Here is a 12,271-nt window from a genome sequence, read left to right as displayed (position 1 = left end):
GTTGCAATACGTACAGCGCTATTTCACGTATTCCAGCACGGTATATTCATTATGAGTGACAACAGCTTTGAAATCCAAGTCATCAACGACAGTGTCGGCCAGGCACTGGGTCAACTGTTGGCCCAAGCCCACAACCTGCGTCCGGCCCTGCTGGACTTTGCAGAATGGGCTAAGGCCGAGACGGACCAGCGCTTTGCCGACCAGGCGGACTGGCATGGCCAGCCCTGGGCACCTAATGCCGAGCTGACCTTGGCCAACTACCTGCGTAACCATGGTGGCAGCAAGAACTTCAAAAAGGACGGCAAGCTGAGTGCTGCAGGCACCAGGCGGCTGGCTGCCAAACGTATCCTGCAGGTGGACGGTACGCTGCGCCGGGCTGCATTCAGCTACGACGCAACCAGCGACAGCCTGCGCTTCGGCCCCTGGGGCAATGGCCTGGACGCCTATGCCGCAATCCAGAACTTTGGTGGCAAGGCGGGCCGGGGACTCAAAGTCACCATTCCCATGCGCCAGTACTTGCCGGTCGATGTCGACGGCACACTGGCCGCCCCTGCAGAAGCCAAGTTGCTGGACATACTGGCCACCCATTTCCAGCAAAGCTGACTTTCCCCATAAACCGCCCTTGGCGCATGCGTAGTGCAGGTAGACTGCTAAGGGTTGGTAGTAATGGGGTAAAACGCCGTCTACCCCCGTTAACGCGTGTTAATTCCTAACTCAGACAGCCTTCCGCCCGCTGCATCCGGTCAATCTGCGCATTTACCGAACCCCTTCCCCCGTTTTTGTCCCCACCAGGCTGCGCACAATGCAGCCCATGAAGCTCATTCCCGAAGACGTTATCCGTGCACTCAACAGCCTGCAGCCTGATGGCCTGCAGCGGGCGAGCTGCGCCATCGCGCTCTCCATCGCCCTGGCGCTGGGGTCGAATGGTGAGCCGTCTGAGTGGTGCCAGGTCATTCCGGCCGGCACGTTCATGGGCCGTGATGGCCGTGGACCGTGGCATACCGACACCGCCGCCGTGCTGGCCGACTTTGCAGCAAACCAGGCGAAGGGCATTGATCCGGTGGTCGACTACGACCACCTCAGCATGGTGTGCCTGCAGACCGGCCAGAAAGCAGAGGCTGCGGGCTGGATCAAGCAGCTGGAAATCCGGGATGGAGAGACCTGGGCGCGCATTGAATGGAATGCCGACGCCGTTCAGGTGATCACGGCCAAGAAATGGCGCTACCTGTCACCCGTCTTCGATTTTGATGCCAGCGGCCGCGTGGTCCGCCTGGTCGCCGTGGGGCTGACCAACCAACCCAACCTGTTTTTACGTGCCCTCAACTCACAGGAGAACCGCATGGACCCGATTGACCAGCTGCTGCAGGAGCTTGGTATCAGCATCAGCGATGCCATGGATGCAGCCGGCAAACTGTCTGCCGCCTTGAATGCCATCAAGACGCTGAAGGACATCAGCAATTCGACCCAGACCGCCATGAATAGTCTGCGCCAGGTTACCGGTGCCGCTGCCGATGCCGACCTGAAGGCAGTAACCAACAGCATCATGACCGGCTTTGTACCCAAGGCCGAATACGAGCGCGTGGCCAATAGCTTGCAGCAGCTGCAAGCCGGCACTGCTGCCGCCGAAGTCGACAAGGCGCTGGATGAAGCCATTGCTGCCGGCAAGATCACGCCAGCCAGCCGCAACTTCTACCAGGCCATGTGCAGTACCGACATGAAGGCCTTCAAGGACTTTGTGAAATCCGCCCCGGTCGTGGTGCAGCCCGGTACCGAAACCACCACACGCGCCGCCAATAGCAAGCATGACAACCAGCAGGCTGGCGACAACCCGCTGATTGCCAACGCCAAGGCCCGCGCCGGCACCAAGTAACCCGATACGGCCCTTGGCCAGAAAAGGACAGTCATGGAATCCCTGACGATCAATCAGACCCTGCCGCCCCAGATCCCGCTGGTGGGTGAGCCGGATGAATGCTGCGAAACCCTGGCAGTCGGCCCGGCCGCACTGCCGGCCGGCACCATCCTGGGTGTGGCCACGCTGGACGATGAGCTGGCCGTGCCCTGGCATGTTGGTGACGACCCGCTGGCTTTCGTGCTGGGCGTGACCCGCCACGCGCTGCCGGCAGCCGATGCCGGTGTCACCTCCCGCGAGGTGGGTACCGTGGCCGGCGATTGCCTGGTGGCGCTGGATACGCTGCCGGAGCTGCAAGCGGCACAGGCATCCGCCCCGGCCAAATACCGTCACGTTTACCGCCAGCTGTCGGCACGTGGCATCCGCATCACCGAGCGTGCCGGCGACTAAGCGTCACCCGCTGTCACGACCTCAAGCAAAGGAAAACTGAGCCATGCCTCAATCTATCGCTGATCTGTTGAAAGATCCCGCGTTCTCCATCGCCAGCCTGACCGAATCGATCAAGCTGCTGCCGAATACCTATTCCAAGGTAGGCCAGTCCGGCATTTTTGTGCGCAAGGGCGTGAATTCCCGCACCATCGCCCTGGAATATGCCGGTGGCCGACTCCACCTCCTGTCCAATCAGGACGTGGGTAGTCCGGGCCAACGCACCAAGCGTGACAAGAAGAACGTGCGGTTCTTCGGGGTACCGCACATCCCGCACGATGACACCATTCTGGCGGCCGAGATCATGGGCTCTCGCGTCTTTGGCGGCAACGACACCCTGACGGTGGCCGACGTCGCCAATGTGGTGAACGACCATCTGCAGGACATGAAGGTCCGTCACGACCTGACCCAGGAGTGGATGATGCTGGGTGCCATCAAGGGCAAGATTGTGGATGGTGACGGCGAACTGATGTACGACCTGTACAAGGAATTCGGCATCCAGAAGAAGGTGATCGAATTCAAGCTGTCTGACCCGGCCTTCAATGTGAAGCAGGCTTGCATGAACGTGTGCCGTCACATTGAAAAGAACCTGCTGGGTGATGTGTCCACCGGGGTCAAGGCTTGGGTGGATGCAGAATTCATGGATGCACTGACTGTCCATCCGAACGTGGAAAAGGCATTCCAGGGCTGGGCCGCTGCCCAGGAAAATATCGGCGGGGACGTGCGCAACGGCTTCAAGTTTGGCGGTGTGACCTTCGAGGAGTACACCGGTGAAGTCCCGACTGCTGATGGCAAGAGCACGGTATCCCTGATCAGCGAAGGAGCTGGCCATGCCATTCCGCTGGGTACCCGCCAGACCTTCCTGATGTATGACGCGCCGGGTGACTTCATGGAAGCCGTCGGCACCCTGGGCCAGCCGTACTACGCCAAGATCAGGAATACCGATTTTGACCGTGGTGTGGATGTCCATACCCAGTCTAATCCGCTGCCGTTGTGCGCCCGTCCGGGTGTGCTGGTGGAATTGAAACTGACTTGATAACGCCGTGAGGCGATAGAGAGACAGCGACCGGGTGGGTGCGCTAACACCCACCCGGACAGCTGACCGCAGACCAAACCTGCAGGCCAACCCGAGGCTGCCACTTTCAGCGCTGAAAGCCCGGCAATTCTAACGGGTTTTAACGACCTTGCAGAGACATGACCGATATTCGCTGTGGCCATTGCGGCCGGAAAATGGCCGAAGGCCAGTACATTACCCTCAGTATCAAGTGTCCGCGCTGCCGGACACTCAATCATTTCAAGGCCACGAGCCACCCACCAGCGCACCAGGGCGTGCCAGACAGGACATCGCCTGATGCAAACCCTTCCGATCATTCCCTGGATAGGCGGTAAGCGCCGCCTGGCCAAACACATCCTGCCGCTGTTCCCGGAGCATACCTGCTACGTGGAACCGTTCTGCGGAGCAGCGGCCCTGTACTTCATGAAGAAGCCCGCCAAGGTCGAGGTGTTGAACGACATCTCGGGCGAACTGGTGAACCTCTACCGGGTGGTGCAACACCACCTGGAGGAGTTTGTACGCCAGTTCAAGTGGGCGCTGATCTCGCGGGAAATGTTCAAGTGGCTGCAGATCACGCCGGAGGTCATCCTCACGGATATCCAGCGGGCAGCCCGCTTTTACTACCTGCAGAAGATGGCGTTCGGCGGCAAGGTCAGTGGCCAGACCTTTGGCACCGCCTCCACCAGTCCGCCCCGGATGAACCTGCTACGCATCGAGGAGGAGCTGTCGGCTGCGCACTTGCGCCTGGCCCGGACCTACGTCGAGCACCTGGACTGGAAAACCTGCATCCAGAAGTACGACCGCTCCCACACCCTGTTCTATGCTGATCCGCCGTACTGGCAGACGGCGGGCTATGGCCTGTCGTTTCCGTTTGAAGAGTACCAGGCGCTGGCCGCGCTGCTGCGCAGCTGCAAGGGCAAGGTGATCTTGAGTATCAACGACCACCCGGATATTCGTGACGTGTTCGCGGGTTTCAGGATGGAGCAGGTGGCCATCCAGTACAGCGTGAATCCGAAGAAAGGGAAGTCCAGCGCGGAGCTGATCATTTGCAACTGGTAGGTGTGAGGGAGGAGAGGTGGCCAGGATGTTTTCCTGGCCAGCCTGCTACTTGTAATAGGTATCTGCGATCTCATTGAAGGATTCGGAGGCAAAATAGGCTGTGATGGTTTTAACCTCTACGTAACGACCACATCCATGCTGATCAACGTTTCCGTTACCCAAACGATTAGCAATTTCATCGTCACCAATAAAGGGGGTGACATTCTTATCATGTAGATAGTCAACATACAGAGTGATGTTATTTGTCTTGTCATCAACGAACACATTGCGAACTTTCACAAAGTGATCTCGACCCTCTGCGCCAAGTAATGATTTCAGTTCTACTTCAAGATCAATGACTTCTTGAACGGCATCCCTGACTGAGGGCAAGTAACCCTTGTGAAGGAGTCCATTCGTGCGAGTGTTTGCAATAAAAAATTGAGACTCATCAGTAGTCGTACCGATCACTGTCGAGGGCTTTTCAGTTCTATGAATTTCGATGGACATGGCCTCACCTTGGTCTTGATGGATTTGTCATCACTGCTTGGCCACAAATTGTACCCATATCCATCTGTCTGCCGAACCCTTTCCTGCCTTTTTTGCACTCCCCATGCCCGCACAATGCGGGCATGACTACTTCTACCCCCTACATCACCCAGCAAGGCCTGGAAGACCGCTTCGGCCGTGAGTTCCTGCTGCGTGTCACTGACCCGACAAATACCGGGGAAGTTGACCAAGGCAAGGTATCCCGCGCCATCGGGGACGCCACCGAGCTGGTCAACTCCTATCTAGGCAAGCGCTACACCCTACCGGTGCCGTTTGTTCCTGGTGCGCTGGAGCGTGTGGCCGCTGACCTGGTGCGCTACTTCATGTACTCCAGCCAGCCAGGTGAAGAAGTGACCAAGCGCTACGACGACGGGGTGAAGTGGCTCAAGGACGTAGCTAATGGCGTGGTGTCGCTGGGCTTGCCGGTGCCGGAAACCCCGGCCAGCTCCACTGGCAAGGTGGTCATGTCCGGCCCGCGCCGCAAATTTACCCGCCGTAGCATGAGGGACTACTGATGCGACCCGACCACCTCGCCCTGGGCAAACACATCGTCGCCCAGCTCAAGGCCCAGATCAGTGATGTCCGCCAGATCGTGCAGCGTGGCGAGTTGACCGATGTGACCAGTGGCGAGCAGGTCTCGCCGTCGTTGTATGTGATCTATGTGCGGGATGTCATTCCGGGTGATGGTCAGTCGCAGGAGGGCCAGAACCACATCCTGCAGCAGTGGATGGTGGTGGCCGCTCTCCAGGGTAGTGCCGACCAGATGCTGGCCAAGGCCGGGGAGCTGCTGGCCAATGTGCGTGCTGCACTGTTGGGCTGGACCCCGGATGCCGGGCTGTATGACCCGCTGCATGCGTCCACACCGCCTGCCGCCCTCTACGCGAGCGACTGGGGCTATTTCCCGCTGCTGTTTACCGCTGATTTCTACGCATGAAAGGAGACTCCATGGCATCGCAACAAAAAGAGCGTGTCGAGCTGATTGTGGAGCACAAGAACGCCGGCACGACCTACCCAGCCGGCGAAGAGCTGGACGTATCACCCAGCACGGCCGACTGGCTGTACCGCAACAACATTGCCAAGCCGGCAACGGCCAAGCAGTCCACCCCCACTTTCACGGAGCCTGAAGCATGAGCTACGCACCCGTCATTCTATCGACTGAAAAACACTCTTACTCGGTCTCCGGCCAGATCATGATGGCGGAGTATGGTGTCCCCAAATACACCCCGTTTGCCATGTGCGAATCGGCTGACCTGACCATTGAGCAGGAAACCCAGGAGCTGGCGGACTCGTACACCGGTCAGGGCAACTACGACAAGCTGTACTCGGTGAAGTCGGTATCGCTGGATCTGAAAGTGACCACTTTCCAGCCGGAAATCATTGCCGAAATGACCATGGGCGTGGCCAATGCCCGTGCCGAACAGACCATTTCCGATGAAGTCCAGACCGCCTTCAAGGGTGTCCTGGTACCGCTGGAACATCTCGGTGCCGGTGACTTTCAAGTGAGCCCTGAAGCTGGTGGCCAGCCGTATATCGCGGGCAAGGACTACTTCCCGACCGCTGCCGGCATCATCCCGCTGGCCGGTGGCGGTATCGCAGACGGCACAAAGATCAAGGTCAGCTACAAGGCACTGGAGGCCAATGTGGTCGAGTGGCTGGCCGGCTCCCAGAAAGAGCGCTCGCTGATCTTCCATGGCGTGAACAAGGCCAGCCGCAAGCAGGTAGTGATGGAAGTGTTCCGGGGCAAGTTCGGCTTTGCCGACAAGTACTCCATCCTGGGCAAGGATTTCCGTAGTGCCGGCCTGAAATTCGAGGTACTGGCTGACCCGCTGCAGACCGGTGACGGCTTGTCCCAGTGGGTACGTGAAACCCTGCTGAAGTAAGCCATCCACCATTACCGATGGGCGCAGCCTGGCTGCGCCCTGGAGCTTGTCATGCGTATCGAAAAACCCACCCCTATCGGTGACCACGTCATCACCATCCGCGAACTGACAGTCGCGGATATTCGTGCATTGCTGGTTGAGTCCATGCAGCAACATGGCGATGTCGGGCTGATCCCGGCGCAAGCTGATCTGGTGCTGAATGCCACCCTGTTGCCGGATCTGCGACTGGACGAGCTGCGCGCCATGGCCCCGATGGAGCCTGAGCTGCTGGATAGCCTGGCTGACTCCGAGCTGCAAACACTGCGCGACAAGTGCCGGGAGTTGAACCCGCTTTTTTTCGGCATGAAGGCGCGGCTGGAACAGGCGCAGGCCAAGGCGGAGATGATCGCCCTGGCCCAGCTGAACAGCTAAGCCAGCTGGAAACCAATCTGGGCCGGCTGATTGAAGCGGGCCACCCCAATGCAGCGCAGTACCCGCTGCGCTTCTTTGCCGCAGTCATTGATGACCTGAATAGCCGAAACGCCACATGAAAACCCTGGAATACCTGATCAAGGCCAACAGCTCCGACTTTGTCACTGCCGTGACCAAGGCGGAAACCATCTATGGCCAGGCACTCAAGGGCATGTCGGACAAGGCCAAGCAGATCAGCCTGTTCAAGCAAGCCAAGGAAGACGCAGACAGCACTGGCACCGCCCTGGTCAAGCTGAAGACCACCACAGAGCAGGTGCGCAAGGCACTGGGTGAAAGTGGCGGCACCCTGCAGCAAAGCCAGCAACTGGCGAAGGCTGAGGCCGCGATCAGCAAGACCGAGGCTGCCATGCGTGGCCAGGTAGCAGCCGTGGTCTCCATGCGCCAAGCGCTGGCGGCGGCCGGTGTCGATACCCGCAACCTGGCTGCAGAGCAGGACAAGATGGCCAGCGCGATTGCAAAAGCATCTGCAAACGTCATCCAGAACCGCCGTACCAATGCTGCCCGCGATGTCCTGGGCATCCGTTCCGAGCTGGATATCACCCGCGAAATTAACCTGGTGCAGGCGGCCTATGATCGCCTCGCAGCCACCGGGACGGTTTCGCATAACGAGCTGGACCGAGCCGCCGCCGCGACCAAGGCCCGGATTGCCGCCCTGCGCCAGGAACTGCGTGGCGGTGCCGAAGAGGTCAAGCTGTTTGCAGCCCCATCTGCATCGGTCAACCAGGTGCGCCGCACTGGTGCCGCCCGCGATGTCCTGGGCATCCGCTCCGAGCTGGATATCACCCGCGAAATCAGCCAGGTGCAAGCAGCGTATGACCGCCTCGCTGCCACCGGGACGGTTTCGCATAACGAGCTGGACCGAGCCGCCGCCGCGACCAAGGCCCGTATTGCGGCCCTGCGCCAGGAGCTGCGTGGTGGTGCCGAGGAGGTCAAGCTGTTTACGGCTCCTTCTGCGTCCGTCAACCAGGCACAACGTACAGGTGCTGCCCGTGACGTCCTGGGCATCCGCTCCCAGACCGACATCCAGCGCGAAATCCAGCAAGTGTCTGCTGCATTCACGCGCCTGACCCAGAACCCGGCAATCAGCATGGCCGAGCTGTCCAGGGCGGCCACGGCCACCAAAGCCAGGATTGCTGAACTGCGCGCCGAGCTGCAGGGCACGATGCCAGCCAGCAGCTTCCTGATGACCGGTGCCGGCAAGCTGGTGGCTATGGCCAGTGCGGTGGTGTCGCTCAACGCTGCGCTGGCACTGACCCGCAGCATCCTGTCCACGGCTGGCCAGTTTGAAACCCTGCGCACCCAGTTAAACGCCGTTGAAAAGTCGGCCACCAAGGGCGGTGACGCCTTCGCTTACATCAAGCAGCAGGCGGTCAATACCCCATTCCAGGTCACCAACCTGACCCAGACTTATATCCGGCTGCGCAATTACGGGCTGGACCCGACGGCCGGCAGCATGCAGGCCATCATCGACCAGGCCGCCAAGCTGGGTGCGTCCCAGGAAATGCTGGAGCGCATCACCCTGGCACTGGGCCAAGCGTGGACAAAGCAGAAGCTGCAGGGCGAAGAGATCATGCAGCTCAACGAGGCCGGTGTCCCGGTCTGGGACTTGCTGTCCAAGGCAATGAACAAGTCAGCGGCAGAGCTGATGAAGATGTCCGAAAACGGACAGCTCGGCAGGGATGCCATCACTGCATTGATGCAGGCAATGGAAAACGATGCGGCTGGCGCGGCTGCCTCCCAGATGCAGACCTGGAATGGCGTGGTGTCGAATGCCACCGACCTGTGGCAGGAGTTCCTGGACAGCATTGGCCAAGCCGGGCTGCTGCAGTTTGCTAAGGACAGCATCACCCAGCTAACGACTGCGCTGCAGAAAATGAAAGAGACCGGCGAACTGTCCAAGATCGCCCACGACATCGCAGACGCGCTGCAGGCCCTGGGCAAGATCGCCATCGGTACTGCCAAGTTCATCACCGCGCATCACGATGCAATCATTGCGGTGGCTGCGGTTTATGGTGCGCTGGCTGCCAAGAAACTATTTGCTGGCCTTGCTACTGATCTGGTGACCTTTGCTACTGCAGCTACCAAAGCGGCTACTGCTCTGAGGACGCTGAAAGAAGCACAGTCGATAGGCAGCATGCTGGATGTGGTCACTGGCAAGGGGGCAATCCAGTCGGGGGTCGCCTGGAGCAAAGCGGCTAGCGTGGCACAGAAAGCCTGGTCAGGTGTCACCGCCGAAGTTGCCCTCACCTCTACGACCTCGCTGGCGGGCATTGCGGCGCTGATTGCCCGCTTTACTGTCTTTGGCACCGTGGCCTATGCCGCATACGCTGCCCTTGAACCCATCATCAGCAACACTATTGACCTCCACAAGATGGAAGCGGATGCCCTGGAGCAAAAGCGGCAGAAGCTGGAGGAAATCAATCGACTGCAGCAGCAAGCAGCCCGCTCTGGCGGCACCGGCTCGGTCACGCGGGTCTACACGGCAGAAGAGCTGGCCAGCGCGACTACCGCCCAGCTCAAAACCTACCGCGAGAACCTGGACCGCGCCCGCCAGATCCAGATCGACCAAGCCAACCTGCGCGCCCGGAACGTGACCCGTGCCGGTGGAGTGTCTGACCAAGACCCCGAATACCAGAAATACCTGGCCGAGGCTGTCACCTACAAGAAAGCGCTCAAGGCGCTGGACGATTACCAGGCGCAACGGCTGAAGCAGGAAACTACCTACGGCAACCAGGTGAAGGCCATCAAGGCCGGCCAGCTGGAGACGCTGGCGGTAGCGCTGGCCAAGGAACAGAAGCTCTACGACAAGGCCAACGAGCAGCTGCAAGCGGCGGTTGCGGATCGCAAGAAGCACCAGGACGCATGGGCCAACAATAAAGCGGTCGACCCTGCAGCCAAGGCCGCAGAGCCGCAGGGTGTCACTGACTACTACGAAAGCCTGCGCAAGGCCAATGAGCTTGCTCGCAAGGCTGCGACCAGCCAGCAGACAGCCGGCAATACCGGACTGGATAGCGATTTCCAGAAAGCCGCCCGCGATGCCTCTGCCGCTGAAACGGCATTCAGCCGGGTGATGGAGGTGATCAACCAGTTGCGCACGAACGGCAAGATTACCGAGGGCGAATTCAACTTCATGAATGACCAAGCCGGCCGCGCCCAGGACAGCGCGGATGCCAGCATGGAGAAAACAGCCAAATCAACCATGCAAAAGGCCCTGGAGCAGATCGAAGCCATCAAGGCTGCCGCTGCTGCGGTACAAAAGCTGGATATCTCGGTCAGCATCAACGACCAGCAGGCCCTGCAGGATATGGACAGCATGATGAACCGTATCCAGCAAGCAGCGACGGCCAAGCCGATCAGGATTGCCGTGGAGCTGGTGGGACCGGATGGCAAGTACCGTACCGATGCCCGCAGCGCACTGGGCCTGGCTGACCGCCCCCTGTCTGAAATCCAGTCCAATGCCGAAGGCGGTGCCATTTCTGGCCCCGGTACCGGCACCTCGGACAGCATCCTCAGTTGGCTGAGCAATGGTGAATTCGTGGTCAAGGCAGCGGCCACCAGCTACTACGGCCCCGGCCTGCTGCATGCCATTAACCAGATGCGCCTGCCACGCTTTGCCGTGGGCGGTGCCGTTGGCCAGCTGCCGGCAGTGAGCCGGGCCATGGCGGGCATTCCGACCATGCAGGCTGCTGCGGCCGCCAGCCCGGCCAGCCAGAAGACCCCGCTCAATATCTACCTGCCAGGCCAGGCCGCGCCGGTGCCGCTCTATGGCGATGACGATGCAGTCCAGCAACTGGTGAAGGCCGCAACCCTGATGAACCTGAAACAAGGCTGAACATGGCAAACGTCCACGAATACGCACTGACGCTGGGCATTGATGGCACGTTAATTCCGATCAAGGCCGTTGTGAAATTAACGCAGACCTATGAACGTGCCGGCGGGCGCAATCTGCTGCGCATGCGCTCCGGCCGGGGCGTGATGCAGTCCCGCTGGGAGAAGATTCGTTCCGATATCGCCGCCACCGGTTGGATGCCGGCACCGCTGGCTGCCCTGGATCAAACCGCCCCCCACGTTCTGGACTGCGCCGCCCCCAGGGCGGTGCCGATTGGCACGGTAGTCAGTGAACGCCCGGATATCCCAGGCGTGGTCCGCAATGGCATGTATTACTACTGGCCGCGCCTGACCGGCTTTATCACGATTGCCGAGAACACCGATATCCGCTCCGCAAGCTGGGGCTGGAATCTGCATTTTGAGGAGCAATGATGGCAACCCCGAATAGTGATTATTACCCCCGTGTTGCACCGAATCCTGGTCAGGCTGTTTATCTGGATGGCTGGGAAACCACGCTGACTGCTGAATGGGTTGGAACGGGAACACCCCAGCTCGCGAACTGGATCAATCTGGATACCATCCTGCTCCAGTTTCCCAATTCTTATGCGAATCTTGTATTTGAATGGGTAGTTGATGGTGTGACCTATCGCCAACCTGGCGTTGCTTATGCAATGGAGGGGCATGTTTATGCCGAGAAGGTCGGCAGAGGGATGGCAACCAATGCGGTGTCTTTTGATGATGCCAGTAAACCCATTCCCAACGGAGCCAGGGTTTATCTTCCCCTCATGGCGGAAGATATTCAGTTCCTGGTTAACTTTTCTCCGGTATTGCTTCCTTATAAGGTGCAGGACAATGCATGGGTTTCTGCAACTACTCACTACTTCCAAGCGCCATATAGCCCCAATGGGGTGAGATACGTTTTTCCCGAGATTGCGGAAGGGGATAAAGCCCTGGTATTGCTATGCGCGTTTACCAGCCGTGGCTATGTCGTCATCCAGGAACAAAAGCTGACTGGTGAGCTGAACTGGTTTGATATGCCAGCCATCATCAATAACGGTGGCGGCACACCATCATGATGTTCGGCTTGTCTCCGTTTGGTGAAACCCCGATCGGTCTGTC

General features: G+C 59.5%; 15 protein-coding genes. 14 read left to right on the top strand and 1 reads right to left on the bottom strand.

The window, feature by feature from the left end:
- Window positions 1–51 precede the first annotated feature (51 nt).
- From DLM_RS10580 to DLM_RS10555, 6 genes are all read left to right on the top strand, one after another.
- Complete coding sequence (locus tag DLM_RS10580; protein WP_089084380.1) at window positions 52–603, top strand: phage virion morphogenesis protein; 552 nt, start codon at window positions 52–54, stop codon at window positions 601–603.
- A 208-nt stretch (window positions 604–811) separates the two neighbouring features.
- A complete protein-coding gene (locus DLM_RS10575) occupies window positions 812–1,870 on the top strand; it encodes a phage protease (RefSeq protein WP_089084391.1) in 1,059 nt (352 codons plus the stop codon).
- A gap of 33 nt (window positions 1,871–1,903) precedes the next feature.
- Window positions 1,904–2,299: a hypothetical protein gene (locus tag DLM_RS10570; protein WP_089084381.1), complete on the top strand. Its 396-nt coding sequence runs from the start codon at window positions 1,904–1,906 to the stop codon at window positions 2,297–2,299.
- A gap of 43 nt (window positions 2,300–2,342) precedes the next feature.
- Window positions 2,343–3,371 (top strand): major capsid protein, encoded by a 1,029-nt coding sequence (locus tag DLM_RS10565; protein WP_089084382.1) that lies wholly within the window; start codon window positions 2,343–2,345, stop codon window positions 3,369–3,371.
- A 158-nt stretch (window positions 3,372–3,529) separates the two neighbouring features.
- Window positions 3,530–3,724 (top strand): Com family DNA-binding transcriptional regulator, encoded by a 195-nt coding sequence (locus tag DLM_RS10560; RefSeq protein WP_089084383.1) that lies wholly within the window; start codon window positions 3,530–3,532, stop codon window positions 3,722–3,724.
- On the top strand, window positions 3,687–4,448 hold the full coding sequence (locus DLM_RS10555; protein WP_089084384.1) for a DNA adenine methylase: 762 nt from the start codon (window positions 3,687–3,689) through the stop codon (window positions 4,446–4,448). Before DLM_RS10560 ends, DLM_RS10555 begins: the two co-directional genes overlap by 38 nt.
- Window positions 4,449–4,493: 45 nt before the next feature.
- Here DLM_RS10555 and DLM_RS10550 read toward each other — a convergent pair whose 3' ends face one another.
- Window positions 4,494–4,934 carry a hypothetical protein gene (locus DLM_RS10550; protein WP_089084385.1) on the bottom strand — a complete coding sequence of 147 codons (441 nt, stop codon included), beginning with the start codon at window positions 4,932–4,934 and terminating at the stop codon, window positions 4,494–4,496.
- 122 nt (window positions 4,935–5,056) lie between these two features.
- Here DLM_RS10550 and DLM_RS10545 point away from each other — a divergent pair, with 122 nt between their 5' ends.
- From DLM_RS10545 to DLM_RS10510, 8 genes are all read left to right on the top strand, one after another.
- Window positions 5,057–5,488, top strand: a complete 432-nt coding sequence (locus DLM_RS10545; RefSeq protein ID WP_089084386.1) for a gp436 family protein — start codon at window positions 5,057–5,059, stop codon at window positions 5,486–5,488.
- Window positions 5,488–5,907, top strand: a complete 420-nt coding sequence (locus tag DLM_RS10540) for a phage tail terminator protein (RefSeq protein ID WP_089084387.1) — start codon at window positions 5,488–5,490, stop codon at window positions 5,905–5,907. The genes DLM_RS10545 and DLM_RS10540 overlap by 1 nt, the downstream gene beginning before the upstream one ends.
- Window positions 5,908–5,918: 11 nt before the next feature.
- On the top strand, window positions 5,919–6,104 hold the full coding sequence (locus tag DLM_RS10535) for a DUF7210 family protein (protein WP_089084388.1): 186 nt from the start codon (window positions 5,919–5,921) through the stop codon (window positions 6,102–6,104).
- Window positions 6,101–6,853, top strand: a complete 753-nt coding sequence (locus tag DLM_RS10530) for a hypothetical protein (RefSeq protein ID WP_119313230.1) — start codon at window positions 6,101–6,103, stop codon at window positions 6,851–6,853. Before DLM_RS10535 ends, DLM_RS10530 begins: the two co-directional genes overlap by 4 nt.
- 51 nt (window positions 6,854–6,904) lie before the next feature.
- Complete coding sequence (locus DLM_RS10525) at window positions 6,905–7,264, top strand: hypothetical protein (RefSeq protein WP_089083858.1); 360 nt, start codon at window positions 6,905–6,907, stop codon at window positions 7,262–7,264.
- Between the two features lie 115 nt (window positions 7,265–7,379).
- Window positions 7,380–11,156 carry a tape measure protein gene (locus DLM_RS10520; RefSeq protein ID WP_119313229.1) on the top strand — a complete coding sequence of 1,259 codons (3,777 nt, stop codon included), beginning with the start codon at window positions 7,380–7,382 and terminating at the stop codon, window positions 11,154–11,156.
- Window positions 11,157–11,158: 2 nt separating this feature from the next.
- Entirely contained in the window at window positions 11,159–11,584 is a 426-nt protein-coding gene (locus DLM_RS10515) for a hypothetical protein (RefSeq protein WP_089084290.1), read from the top strand.
- The gene (locus tag DLM_RS10510) at window positions 11,581–12,228 is read left to right on the top strand and encodes a hypothetical protein (protein WP_119313228.1); all 648 of its coding nucleotides are present in this window, start codon (window positions 11,581–11,583) and stop codon (window positions 12,226–12,228) included. Before DLM_RS10515 ends, DLM_RS10510 begins: the two co-directional genes overlap by 4 nt.
- Window positions 12,229–12,271 lie beyond the last annotated feature (43 nt).

It is taken from the genome of Aquitalea magnusonii (assembly GCF_002217795.2).
Classification (GTDB): Bacteria; Pseudomonadota; Gammaproteobacteria; order Burkholderiales; family Chromobacteriaceae; genus Aquitalea; species Aquitalea magnusonii_B.
Note: the sequence above shows the minus strand (reverse complement) of the source record. Positions and strands in the feature narration are given on the sequence as shown.